Here is a 23,586-nt window from a genome sequence, read left to right on the forward strand (position 1 = left end):
ATTTTCACGGATATTTTAAGATTTAAATTTTAAAAATTTTAAAGAAAATCTGTGGAAATCCGTGCGCCAAAAATCTCTAATTAATTTAATATCACTCGAAAAATTATTTAACAAAGCCAGAAATTATACCTTCACAAACAGTTTCACCATTTTCGTTTTTCATTAAGACTTTACATTTCAATTTATTAAATCTAAAATATATTTTTTCAGAAATCACGGCTACTTTTTCATTTGGAAAAACGGGTTTCAGAAATTCAATTTGTGTCGAACTTAATGCAACTAAACTTTTTTCCGTCAAATTTTTAATTAAAAAAATTCCCAAACAAACCAAGCCAATTTGCGCCATGCATTCCGTTAAAATAACACCCGGCGTAATTGGATTATTTTCAAAATGACCTTTGTAAAAATCTAAATTCTCGTCAAAAGTGAAAGTTCCTTCTACCCCATTTTCATCAACTGACAAAATTTCATCAACAAATAAAAATGGTTTGGAATAAGGTAATTTGTTTAAAATTTCTTCAGATTTCATTTAAAAATTTATTACAAGTGAAGATGCAAAAAAAATACTTCAGTTCAATGTTTTTTTCACTTAAAATTTGAAGTCTATAAAAGTAATAGATAATGACTAACACCACAAAACTTAAACAGCATAGAATTTGCAAAGCCTAGATTTAATAAATTAAAAAACATTTAAATGAAACTATTTGAAAAATACACTTCAAAAAATTTAAACTTAAAAAACAAAATCGTAATGGCACCGATGACAAGAAGTCGGGCAGACAATTCTGAATACCTTGCCAATGATTTGATGCAAACTTACTATGCGCAAAGAGCAACTGCGGGTTTAATTATCACGGAAGGCATCAATATAAGCACAGAATCAGTTGGTTACATCAATGTTCCGGGAATTTACACAAAAGAACAAACAGAATCGTGGAAAAAAGTAACAACTGCAGTTCACGCAGAAGGTGGAAAAATATTCGCTCAATTATGGCACGTTGGAAGAATTTCTCATCCTGATTTCCACGACGGAAAACTTCCTTTGGCGCCATCCGCCGTAAATCCCAATTCACAGGCTTACACATATAATGGTTTTAAAGATACAGTCGCACCAAAAGAAATGACTTTGGAAGACATCAAAAGAACAATTGAAGATTATGTAAAATCAGCGGTAAATGCAATTGAAGCGGGATTTGATGGCGTGGAAATTCACGCTGCAAATGGTTATTTATTGCACCAATTTTTTGCCTTGACTTCTAATAAAAGAAATGATGAATATGGCGGTTCTATCGAAAATAGAGGCAGAATTTTATTTGAAATTCTAGATGCTGTCGCCAAAAAAGTTCCGATTTCAAAAGTTGGTTTGCGTCTTGCGCCAGATTTAGACGGACTTTTTGGAATGGTGAAAGATAATGAAACACAGGAAATGTTTGAATATTTGGTGAAAAAAGTGAATGATTACGATTTGGCTTATTTACATTTCAGTGGATTTACAGAGAAAGGCGATCATCCACAGAAATCAATTTTTGAAATTGCGAAACATTATCGTGAAATCTACAAAGGAACATTTATAATCAATGGCGGATTTTTAAAAGAATCGGCAGAAAAAGCACTTGAAGAAAATCTGGCGGATTTGGTTTCTTTCGGTGTTCCATTTATCGGAAATCCAGATTTGGTTCAGCGTTTTGCCGTTGATGCGCCATTAAATAATCCGGATCAAGATACTTTTTACACGCCTGGTGCAAAAGGTTATACAGATTACCCAACTTTAAAATAAATTTTTAGTAAATATTTAAAAAATCCATTCAAATTTGAGTGGATTTTTTTATTGTAAATGTTCGCCACCATCGACGGGAATTACATTTCCGGTGATCCATTTTGCTTCATCTTTGCATAAAAGAGAAACCACATTTGCGACATCTTCTGGCGTTGTTAATCTTTTATTCGGATTTCTTTGGATGGAATTTTTAATTAAATCTTCGCTTCCGGGAATCATTTTTAAAGAACGCGTTTCTGCAACGCCGGCTTGAATGCAATTGCATTTAATGCCAAAAGGTGCAAATTCTAAAGCGATACTTCTCGAAATGGCTTCCAAACCTGCTTTTGCGGCGGAAACGGCGGCATAAAATTTCCACGGTTTTGTGCTGCCTTCGCTTGTAAAAGCAATAATTCTGCTGTCTTGTGCGAACAATTTATTTTTAAATAAAAGTTGCGTCCAATCATACAAACTAACCGCCATTGCCTGAAATGTAATAAAAAAATCATCCGTTGAAAGGACATTCTCGTCTTCCGAAACCATCGCTTTTAAATTTCCTTTTGCAATGCTGTGAACAAAAACTTTTATCTTTCCATCTTCGCCTAAAACAGAATTTAATTCTTTGATGATTTTCGCCTGACTTTCAATATTTAAAGCATCTAAATTGAAATTTAGAAAAGAAGTATTTTGAGATTTAATTTCTTCAAATTCTACTGAAATTTCTGCCATTTCCGCGCGGGAATTTCTATGAACAATGCAAATATTAAAGCCGTCGGAAGCCAGTTTTTTAGCCGAAGCCAATCCCAAACCGGAACTTCCACCCAAAATTAAAGCCCAATATTTTTTATTATTTTCTACCATTCCAATAAAACGCGTTGCGCTGAAAAACCCGGGCCGAAACTGAGCATCAAACCGATTTCGCCTTTCTGCGGTTTTTGATTGATAATATCTTCCAAAACATATAAAACGGTCGCGCTCGACATATTTCCATACAATCTTAAAATTTCTTTCGTTGTATCAATATTTTTACCCAATTCTGAAAATAAACCTTCCACCATCTGAACAATTTTTTTTCCGCCGGGATGAAAAATTAAATAATCGACATCGTCAATTTTTAAATTTTGTTTGGCTAAAAATGGATGCACAATTTCAGGGAAATGCGCGGCAATCGTATCGGGAACTTCTATATCAAGAATCATTTTTAAACCAGAATTTGTGAGTTGAAAACCCATCATGTGTTCATTATTATAAAAATGATACATTTCTTCGGCGATGATTTTCGGTCCTAAATCTTCTTCGTACGAACTCAAAAGCGCACAACTCGCACCATCGCCAAAAATTGCGGCACTAACAATATTTGCCATCGAAAAATCTTCCAATTGAAAAGTTGCAGTTGGTGCTTCTACAGCGATAACGGCGGCTCTTTTATTTGGATTCGCTTCCAGGAATTTTTTAGCATAAATCATCCCCGAAACGCCGGCTGCACAACCCATTTCTGTAACCGGAAGCCGAATAATATCCTGACGGAGATTCAATTTATTAATTAAATACGCATCCAAAGATGGAATCATAATTCCGGTGCAACTCACGGTGATAATATAATCTAAACTTTGTCCGTCCCAATTGGCCTTTTCTAGCGCATTCGTTAAAACCTGTTCACCTAAAAGCACGACTTCACGCGCATAAATATTATTTTTTTCTTCAAAAGAAGTTACGGTGAAAACTTCCATTGGATCCATGATCGAATAGCGTTCATCAACAGCGGCGCCTTCGAAAATTTTCTTTACTTTTCTTTGAAAGCGATCATCCTGATCTACCAACCATTGGTCTAAAAATGGTAAAACTTCTTCAGTTTTTCGGGAATATTTTGGCAGTTGCTTGGCAACTGAAACTACTTTTACACTCATATTTTCTCTATAATCCATTGGTAACGAAACGCCCATTTCCATTTAATACTGTACTTTTTTAAACCTAATTTTTTAGAAAATTTCTCTAAATCGGGTCTTTTAAAACCTCTTAAGATAGAAATCAAACCATCATTTGCGGTCATTTTTTCTAATCTAAAAACAAAAATTATCGCTTGGAAAAGTCTGTAAGCCAATTTGCTTCGCTGCAAATCATTAACCACAATTCCCTTTTTTACAATATTAAAAATAACTTTCATTAAATTTAATATTTCATCGTCTTTAAAGTGATGTAAAGTAAGCGTAATTAGGGCAATATCAATATTATATTTTGAAAAATCGTAAAGAAAAATATCTTCAGCCAAATAAGAAATATTATCAAATTTTTCGGAACATTTTTCGGCATGTCTTATAGAAGCGGCATTGGCGTCAATTCCAATTAAATTAAATTTTATATTATTTTTTTTGCCAAAATCTGCAAGCATTCGAAGCATATCGCCGTTTCCGCAGCCAAAATCCATAATGGTAATCGTTTGATCGGCTGGAATATCTTTTATCAGTTTTTTAACGCCGTCTAACGTCACAGCATTTCCGCCCAAAAGTTGGTTAATTTTTGCGATATCGTCCAGCGCGGTAATTAAACCTTCATTATCCATCGAAAAATCATCCATAGATTCCTCTAAATCAGTTCTGTATGTGGTATCTAAAATCATTATTTATTGATCACGATTTCTTTGCCGTGTGTTTTTTTAATTATTAGGGGAAGCATAAAAGGAAAATACGTGATTAATTTTGTTAAAGTTTCCGAAAGCGCAGAATTTTCGAAAATTTTGCCAAGCATTCTTCCGTAATGCAGTCTTTTTTTAAAATTTAGATTCCAGTTTTCGGAATATTTTTTTTCCATTTCTTCACGCGAAATTTTTTCTGTTAAAAAATTTTCAACCTGTTCTGAGGCTAATTTTGCGCTGTGAATCGCCATTGCCATTCCGTTTCCGCACAAAGGATGAATTAATCCAGCGGTGTCACCCAACATTAAAATGTGGTTTTCTACATTTTTTTTCTTCTCAAAAGAAACCTGAGAAATCGTTAAAGGTTTTTCGAAAATCTGAACTGAATTTTTTAAAATTTTCTTCAAATGCGGATTTCCTGAAACCACATTTTCCTGAAAATCTTCAATGTTTTTATGTTCTTTAAAAGATTTAAAATTAGTTAAATAACAGATATTAATCTCATCATTTTCCACTTTTGAAACGCCACAATAACCGCCTTTAAATTTATGCAAACCGACAACATCTTCGGGGAAACTTCCCGAATAGTGAGATTTAACGGCGAGCCAAGGTGATTTATTTTGAGAAAAATCACGCTTCATATTCAAATCTAAATTTGATCTTTTACCAAAAGCACCGAGCACAATTTTTGATTTTAAAATTTTACCTGAATTTAATTTAACTTCAAAATGATCATTTTCATAATGAACTTCATTCACCAAATCTTCTAAAACAATACAATTCTGAGAAAGCGCTTTTAAATAAAGTGCTTCATCTAAAATGTAACGGCTCACGCCAAAACCACCGAGCGGCAATTTTGTTTCGATCTCTTTTCCGGATTCTGAGGAAAATTTTAAAGTTTTAATATGCGTTGGTTTTAACGCTTCAATATCAACGTTCAACCATTTAAAATAAGGCAAAACTTCATTCGAAATATATTCGCCACAAACTTTATGTTTCGGGTAAGAATTTTTTTCGATAACGACCACAGAAAAACCCAACTTTGACAAGTGAATGGCGGAAGTTAATCCGGCTAAACCGCCGCCGATTATTGTGATTTGGGGGGTTAAATCAGTCAATTTTTGAGATTATGGGTTGCCAATTTTGTTTTGCCATCAAGGAATCAATTTTTTCGTAAAAATTTACTAAACCTAAAGTTCCTCTTTCACCAAAATCAGAAATTGTTTTAATTTTTCCACCATCAAAAAATATCTCAATCTTTTTGGTTGGTAAATCATTTCCATTCACTGCGTAATGGTCAGATAAATTTTTGAAATCAATTTCATTTAAATCATTTGACAATTGAGGAAAATTTTTAAAATTAGTTGTAAAATATTTTCCATCAAACTTTTTATAAAATTTTGTACTAAAAAATACTGAATCTTTTTTGAAAGTTAGATTGTAAGTTGTAGTGGGAACATAGCCGCCAATCAATGTATATATAATTTTGTCTATTTTATGATTTTGATGTGGTTTTACAAATTCAGTCAGTTGATTATTTTTTATCATTAAAGTATCACTTCTCAATATGTCATTTCTGTCATCTAAACTTCGTTTGAAACTTATCAATTTTATTAAATTTTGGTTTTTATAATTTATAATTTTAGAAGAAAATATATCATAAACTTTTCTTTTTCCTGGATTCAAAAGTTTGTAACCATCATTATTACTTAATAGTAAAGCACAAGTCTTTATATCGTTAAATAAAATTCTTACTGGTATTCCATTGTCTTTATCTTTTTTTTGATAATGAAAATTAATTAGATAATCTTCTTTCCCATCGTTATTAAAATCGGCTTTGTAAATTGCTTTAAAATGTTCTTTTTCAATAATTTTCCGAAACGTTTTTATAGAGTCTATGAAATTATCACTAGAATTAAAATCAGTTCCCAGTTCCATAGATTCGAAACCTGTCTGTAAATGAATTAATTCTAAAATTTCTTTCTCGTTAAGCGTTTTTTTCTCACAAGAACTTAATAGAACAAGACCGAAAAATAAAAGTATATATTTTAACATTTAAAAAACTAAAAAATAAAGATACAAATAAAAAACCTCACATTTCTGTGAGGTTTGATTTAATATCTAAACTTTCCCATCTCTAATCTCATCCACAATCTCAGGATTCAGCAAAGTAGAAGTATCCCCAAAATTAGAAAAATCGCCTTCTGCAATTTTACGAAGAATACGGCGCATAATTTTTCCAGAACGTGTTTTTGGTAATGCAGAAACAAACTGAATTTTGTCCAACTTAGCAATTGGTCCCATCGTATCGGCGATGACGTTGTTTATTTCTTTCTTTAAATTTTCTCTGTCTCTGCTTTCGCCGGTATCTTTTAAAATCACAAAACCATACAGCGCGCTTCCTTTCACATCATGTGGAAAACCGACAATGGCGGATTCTGCAACGGCAGGATGAAGATTGATGCTGTCTTCAATAGGCGCAGTTCCCAGATTATGGCCGGAAACAATGATGATATCATCCACTCTTCCCGTAATTCTGTAATAACCCACTTCATCTCGCAAAGCGCCGTCGCCAGTGAAATATTTCCCAGGAAATGCCGTGAAATAAGTTTCTTTATATCTTTGGTGGTCGCCCCAAATCGTGCGCGCAATTCCTGGCCACGGAAAACGGATGCATAAATTTCCATCAACCTGGTTTCCAGTAATTTCATTTCGTTTATCGTCCATCAAAACAGGCTGAATCCCCGGAAGTGGCAAAGTAGCGTAAGTTGGTTTTGTGGGTGTGATAAACGGAAGTGGGGAAATCATAATTCCGCCCGTTTCGGTTTGCCACCAAGTATCAACAATTGGGCATTTTTTCTTGCCAACATGGTCGTTGTACCAATGCCACGCTTCATCGTTAATTGGTTCACCAACAGAACCGATCACTCTTAAACTCGATAAATCGTGTTTTTCTACCCAATCTATAGATTCTTTTGCTAAAGAACGAATGGCAGTTGGCGCCGTGTAAAATTGGGTGATTTTATGTTTTTCAATCACTTCCCAAAATCGGTCGGGTTGTGGATATGTCGGAATGCCTTCAAAAATAACCGTAGTCGCGCCATTTAAAAGTGGGCCGTAAATAATGTAAGAATGCCCGGTAATCCAACCAATATCTGCGGTGCACCAATAAATATCATTTTCCTGATAATCAAAAACATTTTTAAAAGTGTAACCTGTATAAACCATGTAACCCGCCGTTGTATGCAACATTCCTTTCGGTTTTCCTGTGGAACCAGACGTGTAAAGAATAAAAAGTGGGTCTTCTGCATCCATAATTTTCGTCACAAAATCTGGCGATGCTTTTTGATATAAATCTTCCAACCAAAAATCCCGACCTTCCTTCCAATTGACTTCACAACCCGTTCTTTTCACCACTAAAACCTTTTCAACCAAAGGTGTTTTTTCGATCGCTTTGTCGATAATGACTTTTAAATCAATCGATTTATTGCCCCGAAAACTACCATCAGAACAAATAATTACTTTCGCACCGCAATCATTTACGCGCGATGCAACGGCAGAATCTGAAAATCCTGCAAAAATAACAGAATGTACCGCACCCATTTTTGCACAAGCCAAAACGGAAACCGCCAATTCTGGAATCATGGGCAAATAAATACAAACTCGGTCGCCTTTTTTTACGCCTAAATCTGCTAAAACATTCGCCATTTTACAAACCCGTTGATGCAAATCTCGGTAAGAAATATGTTGCGCTTCTTCGGTCGGATTATTGGGTTCAAAAATAATGGCAGTTTTATCACCACGATCATTTAGATGCCGATCCAGACAATTTTTAGTGATGTTAAGTTTAGCATTTTTAAACCATTCTATTTTGGCATTATCCATGTCATATTTTACAACTTTGCTCCAGCGTTGGTACCAAACAAAATTTTCATCAGCAATTTTATCCCAGAATTTCTTAGGGTTTTTTATAGATTTTTTATATTCTTTAAAATATTCTGGTAAATCGTGAATTACATAATTTTTCATATATAGATTTTTATTGTTTTAAGTGGCTATTTGCAATCGCCTTTTCTTCATTGGTGTTTGTTTGCAAACTTGCTAATGGCGATTTCATAATAATTTCTTATTTCGTTTTTAATTTTTTTGAAGCCGGGAACCTGCTATCCGCTGCAATCTGTCATTGCAAGAAAAGATCAAATCCGTTGAATTTTCTCGCATGCAATGCCAGGATTTCCGCTTCTATCAGGGCTAGTTAAGCTTCGGCTTTTTAATCAAGTTTTTTGTTCGTTTTTAAATTTACAAATATTTCTTTTTATAAGTGTTCATTTTTTCTTGCAATTCTGCTACAATACTTTCATCATCAATTGTAGATGGCATTTGATATTCTTTTCCGTCCAACATCGTTCGGATTAATTTTCTTAATATTTTTCCCGAACGGGTTTTCGGTAATCGATTGACAACCAGAGCATTTTTCATACTGGCAACCGCACCAATTTTTTCTCGAATTAAGAGTACAATTTCCTTTTCCAAAACCGATTCATCAATTTCAGAGCCCGATTTTAAAACCGCAATCGCAAACGGAACCTGCCCTTTCAAATCATCATCAATCCCAACCACGCAACATTCTGCAACTTCTTTATGACTAGAAACTACTTCTTCCATTTCTGCGGTGGAAAGTCGGTGTCCTGCCACATTAATTACATCATCCACTCTTCCAGTCACGAAAACATATCCATCTTCATCTTTAATTGCGCCATCACCAGAAAAATAATAGCCAGGAAATCTAGATAAATATCCAAATTTAAAGCGTTCTGGATCGCCCCAAATGCCCATCATCGCACCCGGCGCAAGTGGAAGTTTAATAACCAAATATCCTTCATGATGCGGTTCTAATTCTAAGCCTTCTTCACTAAAAACTTTGATATCATAACCTGGAATTGGTTTTCCAGCCGATGCTCTTTTAATTTTTACATTTGCAATTCCAGGCATTAAACCCAACATTGGCGAGCCAGATTCTGTTTGCCACCAATGGTCGATGGCGGGAACGCTTACAAATTCATCATACCAATCCAATGTTGCAACATCACATCTTTCACCTGCTAAAAACTGAGTTCTGAGAGAAGATAAATCGTATTTTTTTACAAATTTTCCTTCTGGGTCTTCTTTTTTAATGGCTCTTATCGCTGTTGGTGCCGTAAACATTACCGCAACTTGATGTTCCTCAATTATCCGCCAGAAAGTTCCCGCATCTGGCGTTCCGATGGGTTTTCCTTCAAAAATAATCGTTGCATTTCTGTTAATTAATGGGCCATAAACGGAATAACTGTGCCCAACTGCCCAACCAATATCCGAAGCTGCCCAAAAAGTTTCGCCTTCTTTTGCGCCATAAATATTTTTCATAGAAAATTTCATGGCAACAGCATGTCCGCCATTATCCCGAACAACGCCTTTCGGCTTTCCCGTCGTTCCGGAAGTGTAGAGAATATATAAAGGATGCGTAGATTCTATAGAAACGCAATCTGCAGGTTCAGATTCTGTCAATAATTTTTCAAAATCTACCAAAGTTGAATCATTTTTAAAATCTATGCGATTACCCAATAATTTCCTATCAAAAGCCACAATGTAATTTGGTTGATGTTCCGACATAGAAATGGCTTCTTTTACAAAAGGCAAATATGGAATTCTTCGCGAAACTTCCATGCCAGAACTTGCCGTGATGATGGCTTTTGGTTTGCAATCGTCTATTCTAATCGCCAATTCTTTTGGTGCAAAACCGCCAAAAACCACGGAATGTGTAACGCCCAATCTTGCACAAGCCAACATTGCAAATACAGATTCTGGAATCATCGGCATGTAAATAATTGCAGTATCACCTTTTTCTAATCCTAATTTTTGCAAACCACCTGCAAATTTGGAAACATTTTCTAAAACTTGATTGTAAGTGTATTTTATAATTCTATTCGTAACGGGCGAATCATAAATTATCGCCACTTGCTCGCCAAAACCATCTTTTACATGTTTATCTACGGCCAGAAAACAAGTATTTAATTCTCCGTCTTCAAACCAGGTTGGGTAATTTATTCCGTCGTCGGTTAAGATTTTGCTTGGTTTTTTAAACCATTCAATTTGGTCTGCCTGTTTTCCCCAAAATTTTTCTTTTTGAGTGATACTTTCGCTAAACATTTGGTCTGCATTCATGGTAATTTAATTTAGGTTTGAGGTTTTTAATTAACTTTTAATCATCAATTATTTTAAAAGTTCTTCAACCCTTTCCGTGAGTTTTTTTATGGAATATGGTTTTGTAATATAATCGTCTGCACCGAGTTCTAGCCCTTTTTGGATGTCTGCTTCTTTGGTTTTTGCAGAGAGGAAAATTACCTTGGTTTTATCTAAATTTTTATTTTTTTTAATTTCTTCAAGCGTGGTATATCCATCAATATTGGGCATCATAATATCAAGCAGTATCATGTCTGGAATTTCGCTTTTTAATAATTCTAAAACTTCGGAACCGTCTCTTGCAATGAAAACTTCATAGCCCGCCTTTCGAAAAGCATACTCTAATGTCATGATTATTTTATGTTCGTCGTCCGCAATTAAGATTTTTTTCATAAAGTTTTTTCTTTTTTCCGTAAGTTTTACATACGGTTATTATAATTGAACTCTTCGAGTTCTTTGGTGTTTTTGGGCGGCCGCGAAGCGGCCGAATGTTTTAGCCGTATGTGAAACTTACGGGCTGGTTTTATAAAAAATATTTTTCATCAAATTCAATTTCATTTTCTTTTAGCAATCTGCGGTATTCTTTTTCGAAATCTTCGTTGAGGTGGTGTTTCTTCTGATTTTTAATGTAATTGATAACTACATCTTTATCATTAATAGAATAGGTAAATGCACCATAACCTTGCTGCCACTCATCAAAAAGAGGAAATAAACCGCTCTGTTTCATCCAAAGATTACTAGCCACTTTAATATCTTTCACCAAATCGCTTAATCTAATAGTTGGGTGTAAACTTGTGAAAATATGCAAATGATCAGGCATTCCATTAATTCTATATAAAGTGCATTTTTTATTTTTTATAATTCCCCAAATGTATTTGTAAAGTTCTTCTTCATGCTCAATGTTAATCACTGATTTTCTATATTTTGTAGAAAATATTATATGATAATATATTTGCGTGTAACTCATCTTTATTAATTTTTTAATTCAACTAAACTGAGCCGTAAGTTTCACATACGGATATTTTTATTGAACTCTTCGAGTTCATTTATACTTCCTTTAATGGGCAAATAAATATCAAAAATGACCCCAATTTCTTTATTTTTTACTTTGATGTTGCCATTTTGCGCCAACATAATTTTTTTGCAAATCGCTAAACCTAAGCCACTTCCGACTGGTTTTCGTAGGTTTTGATTTTTAGATTGATAGAATTTTTCAAAAACAAATTCCAAATCTTCTTCGGGAATTATTTTTCCTGTATTGAAGATGGAAATTTCTAAATAATTATTTTTAACTTGAAATTTTGTTTGAATCATTCCTTGTTCATTAGTGAATTTCAGGGCGTTTCCTAAAATATTTTGAAACACCTGAATCATTCTTTGTTCATCATATCTGAAATTTTCTGCTTGTAAAAGATTCACTTCAGAATGGTGAAGATTTCTTTGTTCAAAAAGATGAAACAAGGGTTTTACTGATTTATGAAAAGTCTCAATAATGTTATTTTCCTCAATTTTCATCGGGATATTTCCGGTTTCTAATTTGTCTAAATACAAAATATCATTGATGATTTCTGCCAAACGGTCGGATTCTGAAATAATATTTTCCAAGAAATCTCTCTTTAAATCTGCGGGCATATCATCATCCAAAAGAATTTCTCCTGTGGCGCGGATTGCTGTGAGAGGCGTTCTAAGTTCGTGCGCAACGCTGTCTAAAAATTCGTCTTTTTGCTGGTCTTTCACAATCAGATGCTCGTTTGCATTTTGCAAATCATCAGATAATTTAATTAATTGATGAGATTGCTCGCTCAATTGCTTATTAATGGTAATATTTTCTTTAGATTCTTCTAAAATTTTTAAAACTTCTGGAAGTGTAATTTTTTCTTCTTTGGCAACGCCTTCAATTAAAATTTTTGCAGAAGCAGTACCGATTCTTCCACTCAAAAGATTTTCGGAAAACTTGATGAATCGGGAATCTGCAGTATCATTTTCATCGCTAATGTTATATTTTAAATTAAATATTTTCAGCGCTTGTGCCGCTTTTTTATCACCCAAAAATCTTACTAATATTTTCTGAATATCAGAAATATTTGCAGTGCCTTTCCAGATGTAAGAATTTTCGTGATTTTGAATATAATCATCAATATCTGCATAAATTTCCGCGTAATTTCTTTCCCGATAAGTAGAAATGGTATTAGTGGAAACGAGCAGAAATAAGAAAGCATTTATCAAAATACTCCAGAAAAAAATCTGCGAAATGGACGATAAATAAGGAATATTAAAAAAACTGAAAAAACTGCTATTGTAGAAATTACTCAGTAGAAAATGTTCTGAAAAACTTGGCAAAAACAAACTGAAAAAACAAATGGCAACGCCTGCAATAATCCCAGAAACTGAACCTGCATAAGTACCTCGTCGCCAGAAAATTGCACCAAAAAAAGCGGGCGCTAATTGCGCAATGAGTACGAAAGAAAATAAACCGACACTGTATAAACTTTTACTTAAAATTAAATATTTATAAAAAATAAATGCGGAAATAATCAATAAAAAAATACTGATTTTTCTAATGTTCACAATGTTTTTGGTATTGTCTTTTTCTGAATGTACTTTAAATTTATTCAGCCAACCATAAGGAATGATAATGTTGTTTGAAAGCATGATGGAAAGCGAAATACTTGAAATGATAATCATGGAAATACAAGCACTTAATCCACCAAAAAAAACCATCACTGAAATGGCAGTATTTTCAAATTTTTGAGGAATTAAAATGGAATATAATTCTGGATTAACGTTTTTTCCAAAAAAGAGTACTTTTCCGCCCCAAGCAATCGGAAAAACGAAAAAATTAAAAATTAAAAGATAAAGCGGAAAAAGCCAAATGGCAGTTTTGAGGTGTTTTTCTTTCCTATTTTCTACAATTGCGGTGTGAAATTGTCTTGGTAAAAGAAATATCGCAGACATTGAAAGCATAGACATTAGAAACCAATTAAAACCGCCTTCTAAACCATTAATCGTGTTTTTTGAGGCAAAATCTGGAAGTTTTTCTGCTTGTGTATAAATATCTCCAAAACCATTAAAAACGCCATAAACTACGAACAACCCAAGAATTACGAAAAATATTAATTTTAAGAAACTTTCTAGGGCTACTGCAGAAATAATTCCCAATCTTTTTTCGGACGCATCTACATATTTTGTCCCGTAATAGGAAGAAAATAAGGCAATTATGAGCACTACATAAGTTGCAGAATCAAAAAATATATTGGAAGATTGATGGGTTTCTGTAATCAAATGGAAGGTTTCAGAAATCGCTTTGATTTGCAAACCGATGTACGGAATAATCGCAATCATACAAACTATTGCGACCAAAGCACTTAGCGAACGGCTATTTCCGTAGCGTAAAGCAATAAAATCTGCAATACTACTGATTTTATTAACCCGAGAAATTTTGATGATTTTTGAATTAATAAAAATCCATGATGGAATAATGATGATGGGACCAATATAAATTGCCATATATTCTAAACCTTGGTTTGCGGCAACGCCAATGCTTCCATAATACGTCCAAGCGGAACAATAAACCGCCAAAGAAAGAGCATAAACATAAGGATTATTCACCAGAAAATTACTCTTCCTTTTCTCCGCAAAATGCGCGATGAAAAACAAAAGTCCCAAATAAATGATGACCAAAACGAAAAGCAGAGAACTATTCATCGAACTTTTTAAATATTACAAATGAACTGATGGAAGATGCTAACCAAACCGTGAATAAATAGACATAAATCATCGGTAGTCCAATTATTTTCTGTGAACTATTAAACAAAAGCAAAACCGGCGCATTGCATAACACGAATAATGCGATGCTTAATATTACCAGTTTTTGTTGATGTCTTTTTTTCATTTTTTTAATTAAATAAAAACAACGGGAAACGAATTTCCCGTTATTTATAGAGATTTATAGTGTTAAATTTTTTCGTCAGAATATTCCCCCGACAAAGAATACCATCCAAAAGTTCCTAAACCTCCGACAATAATCGGCATCAAAACCGTGAGAATTATCCAGCCAAATACATTGTCGTCGGTTTTTTCTGACATTACTTTTGGAATTCCGAAAACGGTAAATCCATAATAAGCCACTACAAGCGCGATGATTATCCAGAGAATTCCTAATATTTTTTTTATTGAATCCATTTTTTTGTTTTTTAAAGTTAGTGTAATTTGAAAAATAATTTAGTTAGACTCTGCAATCTTATGAATCAGAATTTTCTACGATAATTTCTTCAACAATAGAATCTTCCGCCAAACTTTTATTTTTAGTTTTTAAATAAAGCGTACCAATCACGAGACAAACTCCAGCGACGACAATCGGGTACCAAAGTCCTTCCAAATACCATTCTGAATGTCCAGCATCTTTTCCAGAAGTTACCAAGTAAGTTGCTACAGCAGGAAGCAAGCCTCCGAAAACACCATTCCCAATATGATACGGCAATGACATGGAAGTATATCGGATTTTCAAAGGAAACATTTCTACCAAAAATGCCGCAATTGGTCCATAAACCATAGTTACAAAAACAACTTGAATAAAAATTAGAAAAATTAAAAACCATCGTGTATCAGGGTTTACAGTAATCTGTTCTTTGATGAGTGCTGCTTCTGGTTTGCCTTCTTTAATGATTGGCCCTGTTGCAGCCCAATGAACAATGCTGTCTTTTTTCATTAAAGTTCCATCCACAAATATTTTTTCTTGATGAAAAGTAATCGTGCTATCTGTCGCAATTTTATCATGAACTTTTGCGGTTCTTTTTTCAGTTAAACCATTTTTTGCCAAAACTTTATCTTCAATTTTTACAGAATTATACATGGCTTTGTAAATCGGTCGATAAGCCAATATTGCGATCAACATTCCAATCATCATGATTGGTTTTCTACCTACTTTATCAGATAGCCAACCGAAAAAGACGAACAAAGGGGTTCCTATAAATAATGCTAAAGCCATCATTGTATCCACTTGCGCAGAGTCTATATTCATTACCTTTTGCAAGAAACTCATCGCGTAGAATTGACCCGTGTACCAAATTACGCCTTGCCCCATAACGGCTCCAAATAAAGCCAACAAAACAAATTTGAAGTTAAATTTATTTCCAAAACTTTCTTTTAAAGGATTTTTTGAAGTTTTGCCTTCTTTTTTGGCCTGTGCAAAAAGTGGTGATTCTTTCATATTTCTACGAATAACATAAGAAACGCCAACCATTAAAATAGAAATCCAGAAAGGAACTCTCCATCCCCAACTATCAAATTCTTCTGCAGAAAGTGAGGTTTTTGTTACCAAAATTACAATCAAAGAAATAAATAATCCTGCAGTTGCCGTGGTTTGAATCCAAGACGTCCAATAACCTCTTCTGTGTGGTTGCGAATATTCTGCAACATAAGTTGCCGCTCCGCCATATTCTCCACCTAAAGCCAAACCTTGTAATAATCTTAAAATTAAAACTAAAATAGGTGCTGCATAACCAATACTATCATATCCCGGAATGCAACCGATGAGAAAAGTAGAGAAACCCATAATTAAAAGAGTCACCAAAAAAGTATATTTTCTACCAATAATATCTCCTAATCTGCCAAAAAATAAAGCACCAAAAGGACGCACAACAAAACCTGCTGCAAAAGTTGCCAATGTGGATAAAAATGCAGCAGTTGGATTATCTGAAGGAAAAAATTTCGTTGCAAGAACCACGGCTAAACTTCCGAAAATATAGAAATCATACCATTCTATGAGGGTTCCCAGTGAGGAAGCCATAATGACGCCCCATATCGTTTTATTCTGCTTTTTTTCTGCAACATAAGCATCGTGCTCTTGTTGAGAGTTAAATGTTTTAGACATAATTATTTTGTTTTTTTGTTTTTAATGAGAATCTGAAAACTTTAAAATGAATACATTACTCTTACCATTCCACGGAAATTTCCCACTTCTAGCATATTATTTTGTGCTTTTCCTTCTGCATTGATGTCGCCCCATTTCGCGGTGGTATATTCTATTTCTGGGGAAATATTGAATTTATTTTGTTTAAAATCTACTCTTGCAGAAGCGCGCCAAACTTGGTCTAAAATTCTTGCTCCAGAAATTCCTCTTACATACAGATTTTTGTAACCTGCATTTACACCAGAATTTTTAGTATATCCAAAGAAAACGCCGGGTGCAATTTTAGGATTTGCACTCGCAACATCGATCCACATAGAAGAAGTTTTTGTAGGCCGATAAGATTCTTGTCCGTTCGGTTCAGTATAACCTGCAAATCCACCAATCATTACCAAATGATAAAGATTTCCACCCGTGATTCCGTATGCTTTTGCAATAATTTTGTCATTGGCATATTTAAAATATCCAAAGTAGGTTTCAGAATTCAATTTTTCGTTGGAAACTAAACCAGCCGACTCAATCACCGGTTTTAGAGATTGATATTCTGCACCAAATCCCGTAGTAATTGTTTTTGTTTTGTATTGCAATTGCCCATGAAAAGTAGGCGTTACAGAATTAAAAGTGGCACTATTTAATGTTGCTCCCGTCGCTGTTGCAGTTTGAAATTCTCGATCTTTGTAGGCAATTAAACTTAATGTTAACTCGGGTGTTAATTTTTGAGCAATTTTTATTTGCCCCGCCCATCCGAAAGGATTGAATAAAATACCCGCATTAAAATTAGCAACTCCCGGATAAACTTCCGGAATAAAAGTAGGATACCAAGTTTGCCCAAAAGTAAGTGCTGTTTTTGGCCAAGTTAAAGTGGCTGTTGCGTGACGAAGTCTTAATAAACCAGTGCTTCCACTTCCAGCGGAAGATTTGTTGAGTTCGGTATTTCCAAAAAAATCTGCCTCAATATTTCCGGTGGCTTTAGCGCCCCAAACATCCGGTCCTTTAAATTTTACACCAATTCTAGTTGTGATGGCGAGAAAGTTGCTTGCACTGGCCGCGTTTATGTCTTTTCCATTCGCATCTAACTTTTCATCTAGCGGATACAAATTCAAATTATATTCTCTGGCATAAGCAGATTGGCGAGAATCAAAACTATATTCAGTACGAACCCAACCATATAAAGCGGCATCCCATTCTTTGGGCTTATTTTTTTCTGCTTCTAATGTTTCTATTCTTTTTAATAAATCTGCGTTAGATTGCGTTTCTTGTGCATTTAGAATACTTGAAAAACATAAAAATGAAACAATTCCTAATGAAATAGCATTTTTCTTCATGGTTTAATAAGTTTTAATTTGTTTTTTTATTGAAACGAAATTGAAACTAATATTTTAATTGAAGAAATTTAATATATATTTTTGTATTTTTAATATATACAAGAGAAAGTGTGAAATCTGCTATTTACAAAATTGATGTTCAGAAAAGAAATCAATTTAGAATAAAACCCCGCAAACTATTACTTATCTTTGAATCTTTCCCATTTAATCATCATATATTTATCCCCAAATTCTGTAATAAGTAAGCCAGAACCTTTGATGTTTTTTTCATTAGCAATATATTCAAGCAGTTCATTTTGTTTAAAAACTTTGTAAACGGGATGAAAATCTGAATGCGGCGGACGGGTAATGTTATATTTTTTAATCCAAGAACTTACCGTGTTATGAGAAACACCTATAATTCGTTCAATTTCACGATAACTCAAACCTTCCAAATAGAGTTGCAAACCTTTTGTAACAAAGTAATCATCAATTTTTTTTCCTAATTTTTTTACTGTGAAATAATAGTTGCAATCTTTGCATAAAAACCTTTGTCTTTCTTTTATAATTCCACTTTTCACAATATTTTTTTCATTACATTTTGGGCAAGAATTAGGCATAACTATATTTTTTTAGCAAATATATATTAAATTACCAACAATATAGAGATGAACTTAATATTATTTATAGAAAATCACTTTTAATATAAAATATAATTAAATAAACACATAAAGAAGAAATATAATCTGTAAATATTAATATTTTTAGTGTTTATCACTAACATATTTTTTTATTTAGTAATTATTTAGTTCTATTTTGTATTTATAAAGATTATTTATCTTACATTTGCTGCTTTAAAAGATAAATTAAATGAAAATAGAAGTTTCCTCAGAAAAACATTTAAAATATGCAGAGGAAATCCGATTAGAAATGGAGGATTCTGCACTAAAAAGAGGAACAGGAATCGCAAAACGTTCCATTGAATATATAAGCGCTAAAATTTTAGAAGCAAAAGCCGTTGTGGCTATTGATGAAGATGAAACCTGGATCGGCTTCTGCTACATAGAAACCTGGTCACATGAAAAGTTTGTGGCCAATTCAGGTTTAATTGTTTCTGCTAACTACAGAAATAAAGGCATCGCAACTTTAATCAAAAAGAAAATTTTTGAATTGTCCCGAGAACGATATCCAAATGCAAAAATATTCGGATTAACGACTGGTTTGCCGGTTATGAAAATCAATGCGGAAATGGGTTATAAACCGGTGATTTATTCAGAATTAACGCAAGACGAAGAGTTCTGGAACGGTTGCAAAAACTGCGTCAATTATGAAATTTTAATGAGCAAAGAACGGAAAAACTGTCTTTGCACCGCAATGTTATATGTCCCAAAAATTGAAGAAAATAAAATTAGTAAAGAGAATAATGATGAAGAAAAAAGTAGTATTAGCATTTAGTGGCGGTCTAGACACCTCGTATTGTGCAAAATATCTAAGTGAAAATTTGGGTTGCGAAGTTCACGCTTTAACCATAAATACAGGTGGATTTTCTCAGGAAGATGCGACTGAATTAAAGTTAAAAGCAGAAAAATTAGGTGTTTTTTCTTATAAATTTATCGACGCAGTTCACAACTATTACAACGATTGTGTAAAATATTTAATCTTCGGAAATGTCTTAAAAAACAACACTTATCCACTTTCTGTAAGTGCTGAAAGAACGGTTCAGGCACAAAATATCGCAAAATATGCACTTGAAATTGGTGCAAATGCGATTGCGCACGGAAGCACGGGCGCAGGAAATGACCAAGTTCGTTTTGATCTAATTTTTCAGGTGATGTGTCCGAATATCGAAATTATCACACCAATCCGAGACTTGTCTCTTTCCAGAGAAGAAGAAATTTTATTTTTAAAAAATCACGGTTACGAAATGGATTTTGAAAAAGCAAAATATTCCATCAACAAAGGACTTTGGGGAACTTCCGTCGGCGGTAAAGAGACTTTAACTTCAAAAAATAATTTACCGGAAAACGCTTTTCCTTCTCAAGTTGAAAAAACCGAACCTTCAGATTTAGAAATTGAATTTAAAAACGGTGAAATTTTTTCCGTTAATGGCGAACAATTTTCTCATCCGGTTTCAGCCATTCAGAAAATTGAAAAACTCGCTTCTGTTTACGGAATTGGTCGCGACATTCACGTTGGCGATACGATTGTCGGCATAAAGGGACGTGTTGGTTTTGAAGCGGCTGCCGCGACAATCATTATCAAAGCGCATCATTTATTAGAGAAACACACGCTTTCGAAATACCAGCAAACCATTAAATCCCAATTGGCAGATTGGTACGGAAACTGGCTTCACGAAGCACTTTTCTTAGACCCAGTGATGAGAAATATTGAAACTTTTTTAGAAAATTCGCAAAAAACGGTTAATGGAAAAGTTTTTTTAACGCTTCATCCCTACCGTTTTGTTTTAAATGGAATTGAATCTGAAAATGATTTAATGTCTGCAAAATTCGGAAGTTACGGCGAAGCAAATCTTGCCTGGACTGGCGAAGATGTGAAAGGATTTACAAAAGTTTTGAGCAATTCATTGTCTATTTATCACCAAATCAATAAATCATGATAAAAACGGTCGGAATTATTGGCGCAAATGGTTACACAGGAAGCGAACTGATAAGAATTTTAAGTTTTCACCCAAATGTAGAACTACAATTTTTGTACAGCCGTTCAAATTCTGGTGTAAAAATTTCTGAAATTTATCCGGATTTGGTTTCCGTTTGTGACATGACTTTAACAAACAAAATTGAAGAAGTAGATATTTTATTTTTGTGTTTGCCACATCAAGAAAGTAAAAATTTTCTCGCTGAAAACTCAATAAAAGAGAATGTTTTAATCATTGATTTAGGAAATGATTTCCGTTTAGAAAATATTTTTGAAAATAGAAATTTTGTTTATGGTTTGCCGGAAATTAATAAAAATGAAATAAAAACCGCTAAAAGCATTGCAAATCCGGGTTGTTTTGCCACAGCAATTCAGTTGGCGATTTTGCCTTTAACAAAATTAAATTTACTTGAAGACATTTACACTACAGGAATCACGGGTTCCACTGGCGCTGGACAATCGCTGCAAGCAACCACACATTTTACTTGGCGAAATGATAATATTTCTGCTTACAAAACCCTCACGCACCAACATGTTGATGAAATTTTAAAAACTTTAAATCAGTTTAATGAAAAAGAAATTAACCTGCATTTTGTGCCGTGGCGCGGCGATTTTGTTCGTGGAATTTTCACAAGTTCAACCTTAAAATGTGACTTGAAACTGGAAGAAATTCAGAAAATTTATCAGGATTTTTATAAAGATGCTGCTTTCGTAAGCATTTCAGAAAAACCAATCGACATGAAACAAGTCGTGAACACCAACAAATGCGCAATTCATATAGAAAAAAACAAGGAAATGATCGTCATTCATTCCGCGATTGATAATTTATTAAAAGGCGCATCCGGACAAGCCGTACAAAATATGAATATTGCCGAAAATTGGGACGAAAATTTAGGTTTAAACCTAAAAGCAATCGCATTTTAAAAACCATCAACTATCAACCGACAACTATCAACTAACATGAATTTATTCAACGTTTATCCATTATTTAATATTAATCCTGTAAAAGCGGAAGGTTCTTTTCTGTGGGACGAAAATAGCAAAAAATACCTTGATTTTTATGGTGGACACGCTGTGATTTCCATTGGGCACAATCATCCGTATTATCAAACTAAATTAAAAGAACAGTTAGAAAAAATTTCTTTTTATTCAAATTCTGTTCAAAACCATTTGCAGACGGAATTAGCAGAAAAATTGGGTGAAATTTCTGGCTACGAAGATTATTCTCTTTTCCTTTGCAATTCTGGCGCAGAAGCCACAGAAAACGCTTTAAAATTAGCCTCTTTTCATAATGGAAAAAAGAAAGTTGTTTATTTTTCCGGCTCATTTCACGGACGAACTTCTGCCGCAGTTTCGGTGACAGATAATCCTAAAATTGTTGCACCAGTTAATTTTTCTGAACGGTTTATAAAATGTGAATGGAATAATATCAATCAATTAAATCAAATTTTTCAAGACCATAAAAATGAAATTTCCGCAGTAATTATAGAAGGAATTCAGGGTGTTGGTGGCATTATTTTGCCTTCGGAAGAACTGATTTTTTCGTTAAAAAAACTTTGTGCTGAAAACGAAGTGATTTTAATTATGGATGAAGTTCAGTCTGGTTACGGACGAACTGGTAATTTTTTCGCACATCAGGAATTTGATATTCAACCCGATTTAATTACAATCGCTAAAGGCATGGGAAATGGTTTTCCGATTGGTGGCATTTTAATTAGCCCGAAATTTAAAGCCAGCAACGGTTTATTGGGAACCACTTTTGGCGGAAATCATTTGGCTTGCGCGGCGGGAATTGCAGTTTTAGATGTCATTAAAAATGAAAATTTAATTGATAATGCAGAGAAAATTGGAAGTTATATTGAAAATAAAATCAAAGGTTTTCCAAACATTAAAGAAATCAGGCGGCGCGGTTTAATGATTGGGATTGAGTTAGATGAACCTTGCGCAGAAATCCGTAAGAAAATCTTAAATGAACATCATGTTTTCACGGGAAATTCTAGCAATCCAAATGTTTTGAGACTTCTTCCCGCATTGAATATTACAGAAAAAGAAGCCGATTTATTTATCAACGCTTTAGAATCTGTACTTCAAAATCACTAAGTTTTTAAAACTTTATCAATGCCCAAAAGGCAAATTTTAATTAAATAAAATGCAAAATTTCACTTCCGTAGAAGATATTAATGATCTTCAATCCATTATAAAAGAGGCGCTTAAGATTAAAGAAAATCCTTTGGCAGAGCCAGATAAAGGAAAAGGAAAAACAATTGGACTTGTTTTTCTAAATTCGAGTTTACGAACAAGATTGAGCAGCCAAATTGCCGCACAAAATTTAGGTTTAAATGTTTTGACCTTAAATGCCGCGCAGGAAGCCTGGAATCTCGAATTTTCTGATGGCGCGATCATGAACGGCGACACCGTTGAACACATAAAAGACGCCATCGAAGTGCTTAACCAATACTGTGATATCATTGCAGTACGTTGTTTTGCGGGCATGAAAAACAAAGAAGATGATGTGAATGAAAGTATTTTGTCGCAATTTTTAAAACATGCAAAAGTCCCGGTTATTTCCTTAGAATCTGCCACAAGACATCCTTTGCAAAGCCTTGCAGATTGCATTACGATTACTGAAAACTGGAAAGAAGACCGCAAACCAAAAGTAGTTTTAACTTGGGCGCCACACATAAAACCCATCGCGCAAGCCGTTGGAAATTCTTTTGCAGAATGGATGCAAGAAATGGATGTTGATTTTGTGATTACAAATCCGGAAGGTTATGATTTGGATCCAAAATTTGTGAAAAACTCTACTGTCATTCACAATCAAAATGAAGCGTTAAAAGATGCAGATTTTATTTATGTAAAAAACTGGTCTTCATTTGAAAATTACGCTCAAATGCCTGAGGTAAAAGAAAACTGGATGTTAACAAATGAAAAATTAAAATTAACGAATAACGCAAAAGTAATGCATTGTTTGCCTGTTCGTAGAAATGTAGAATTGAGCGATGAAGTAATGGATAGTGAAAATTCTATTATTTATCAGCAGGCGAAAAACAGAATTTTTTCGGCACAAACAGTTTTTAGTGAAATTTTAGATGAAATTTCTAAAAGATGAAAT

At 33.9% G+C, this 23,586-nt stretch carries 22 protein-coding genes; 6 read left to right on the plus strand and 16 right to left on the minus strand.

What is annotated here, in order from left to right:
* Positions 1-103: 103 nt before the first annotated feature.
* Complete coding sequence (locus C4S29_RS13010) at positions 104-529, minus strand: 3-hydroxyacyl-ACP dehydratase FabZ family protein (RefSeq protein WP_103914534.1); 426 nt, start codon at positions 527-529, stop codon at positions 104-106.
* Between the two features lie 165 nt (positions 530-694).
* On the opposite strand from C4S29_RS13010, the gene C4S29_RS13015 reads away from it, so the two are divergent.
* On the plus strand, positions 695-1,777 hold the full coding sequence (locus tag C4S29_RS13015; RefSeq protein WP_103914535.1) for an alkene reductase: 1,083 nt from the start codon (positions 695-697) through the stop codon (positions 1,775-1,777).
* Positions 1,778-1,825: 48 nt separating this feature from the next.
* Here the strand turns inward: C4S29_RS13015 and C4S29_RS13020 are convergent, their stop codons facing one another.
* The 15 genes from C4S29_RS13020 to C4S29_RS13090 form a co-directional block, all read right to left on the minus strand.
* Positions 1,826-2,617, minus strand: coding sequence for an SDR family oxidoreductase (locus tag C4S29_RS13020; protein WP_103914536.1), 792 nt, complete (start codon positions 2,615-2,617; stop codon positions 1,826-1,828).
* Positions 2,611-3,663 (minus strand): type III polyketide synthase, encoded by a 1,053-nt coding sequence (locus C4S29_RS13025; protein WP_103914660.1) that lies wholly within the window; start codon positions 3,661-3,663, stop codon positions 2,611-2,613. The genes C4S29_RS13020 and C4S29_RS13025 overlap by 7 nt, the downstream gene beginning before the upstream one ends.
* Positions 3,660-4,373 (minus strand): methyltransferase domain-containing protein, encoded by a 714-nt coding sequence (locus C4S29_RS13030; RefSeq protein ID WP_103914537.1) that lies wholly within the window; start codon positions 4,371-4,373, stop codon positions 3,660-3,662. The genes C4S29_RS13025 and C4S29_RS13030 overlap by 4 nt, the downstream gene beginning before the upstream one ends.
* Entirely contained in the window at positions 4,373-5,506 is a 1,134-nt protein-coding gene (locus C4S29_RS13035) for an NAD(P)/FAD-dependent oxidoreductase (protein ID WP_103914538.1), read from the minus strand. Before C4S29_RS13035 ends, C4S29_RS13030 begins: the two co-directional genes overlap by 1 nt.
* Positions 5,499-6,443, minus strand: coding sequence for a DUF6438 domain-containing protein (locus C4S29_RS13040; protein ID WP_103914539.1), 945 nt, complete (start codon positions 6,441-6,443; stop codon positions 5,499-5,501). The genes C4S29_RS13035 and C4S29_RS13040 overlap by 8 nt, the downstream gene beginning before the upstream one ends.
* 66 nt (positions 6,444-6,509) lie before the next feature.
* Positions 6,510-8,417 (minus strand): acetate--CoA ligase, encoded by a 1,908-nt coding sequence (gene acs / locus C4S29_RS13045; RefSeq protein ID WP_103914540.1) that lies wholly within the window; start codon positions 8,415-8,417, stop codon positions 6,510-6,512.
* 270 nt (positions 8,418-8,687) lie between these two features.
* Complete coding sequence (locus tag C4S29_RS13050) at positions 8,688-10,589, minus strand: AMP-binding protein (RefSeq protein WP_103914541.1); 1,902 nt, start codon at positions 10,587-10,589, stop codon at positions 8,688-8,690.
* Between the two features lie 48 nt (positions 10,590-10,637).
* A complete protein-coding gene (locus tag C4S29_RS13055) occupies positions 10,638-11,000 on the minus strand; it encodes a response regulator transcription factor (protein WP_103914542.1) in 363 nt (120 codons plus the stop codon).
* 130 nt (positions 11,001-11,130) lie between these two features.
* Positions 11,131-11,574: an IS200/IS605 family transposase gene (gene tnpA / locus C4S29_RS13060; protein WP_103914543.1), complete on the minus strand. Its 444-nt coding sequence runs from the start codon at positions 11,572-11,574 to the stop codon at positions 11,131-11,133.
* Positions 11,575-11,615: 41 nt separating this feature from the next.
* Positions 11,616-14,312, minus strand: a complete 2,697-nt coding sequence (locus C4S29_RS13065; protein ID WP_103914544.1) for an ATP-binding protein — start codon at positions 14,310-14,312, stop codon at positions 11,616-11,618.
* Positions 14,305-14,499 carry a hypothetical protein gene (locus C4S29_RS13070; RefSeq protein WP_103914545.1) on the minus strand — a complete coding sequence of 65 codons (195 nt, stop codon included), beginning with the start codon at positions 14,497-14,499 and terminating at the stop codon, positions 14,305-14,307. Before C4S29_RS13070 ends, C4S29_RS13065 begins: the two co-directional genes overlap by 8 nt.
* Before the next feature lie 62 nt (positions 14,500-14,561).
* Entirely contained in the window at positions 14,562-14,789 is a 228-nt protein-coding gene (locus tag C4S29_RS13075) for a DUF6814 family protein (protein WP_103914546.1), read from the minus strand.
* Between the two features lie 58 nt (positions 14,790-14,847).
* On the minus strand, positions 14,848-16,479 hold the full coding sequence (locus C4S29_RS13080; protein WP_103914547.1) for an MFS transporter: 1,632 nt from the start codon (positions 16,477-16,479) through the stop codon (positions 14,848-14,850).
* A gap of 41 nt (positions 16,480-16,520) precedes the next feature.
* Entirely contained in the window at positions 16,521-17,840 is a 1,320-nt protein-coding gene (locus tag C4S29_RS13085; protein WP_103914548.1) for a hypothetical protein, read from the minus strand.
* 179 nt (positions 17,841-18,019) lie between these two features.
* Positions 18,020-18,439 carry a transposase-like zinc-binding domain-containing protein gene (locus tag C4S29_RS13090; protein WP_103914549.1) on the minus strand — a complete coding sequence of 140 codons (420 nt, stop codon included), beginning with the start codon at positions 18,437-18,439 and terminating at the stop codon, positions 18,020-18,022.
* Positions 18,440-18,689: 250 nt separating this feature from the next.
* Here C4S29_RS13090 and C4S29_RS13095 point away from each other — a divergent pair, with 250 nt between their 5' ends.
* Genes C4S29_RS13095 through C4S29_RS13115 form a run of 5 tightly spaced genes read left to right on the plus strand, consistent with a single transcriptional unit; the run spans position 18,690 to position 23,583 of the window.
* The gene (locus C4S29_RS13095) at positions 18,690-19,274 is read left to right on the plus strand and encodes a GNAT family N-acetyltransferase (RefSeq protein ID WP_103914550.1); all 585 of its coding nucleotides are present in this window, start codon (positions 18,690-18,692) and stop codon (positions 19,272-19,274) included.
* Complete coding sequence (locus tag C4S29_RS13100; protein WP_221405539.1) at positions 19,243-20,436, plus strand: argininosuccinate synthase; 1,194 nt, start codon at positions 19,243-19,245, stop codon at positions 20,434-20,436. Before C4S29_RS13095 ends, C4S29_RS13100 begins: the two co-directional genes overlap by 32 nt.
* The gene (gene argC, locus C4S29_RS13105) at positions 20,433-21,398 is read left to right on the plus strand and encodes an N-acetyl-gamma-glutamyl-phosphate reductase (RefSeq protein ID WP_103914551.1); all 966 of its coding nucleotides are present in this window, start codon (positions 20,433-20,435) and stop codon (positions 21,396-21,398) included. Before C4S29_RS13100 ends, argC begins: the two co-directional genes overlap by 4 nt.
* 36 nt (positions 21,399-21,434) lie before the next feature.
* On the plus strand, positions 21,435-22,574 hold the full coding sequence (locus C4S29_RS13110) for an aspartate aminotransferase family protein (RefSeq protein WP_103914552.1): 1,140 nt from the start codon (positions 21,435-21,437) through the stop codon (positions 22,572-22,574).
* A gap of 49 nt (positions 22,575-22,623) precedes the next feature.
* Positions 22,624-23,583 carry an N-acetylornithine carbamoyltransferase gene (locus C4S29_RS13115; RefSeq protein WP_103914553.1) on the plus strand — a complete coding sequence of 320 codons (960 nt, stop codon included), beginning with the start codon at positions 22,624-22,626 and terminating at the stop codon, positions 23,581-23,583.
* Positions 23,584-23,586: the final 3 nt, after the last annotated feature.

Source organism: Halpernia humi, assembly GCF_900108025.1.
Taxonomy (GTDB): Bacteria; Bacteroidota; Bacteroidia; order Flavobacteriales; family Weeksellaceae; genus Halpernia; species Halpernia humi.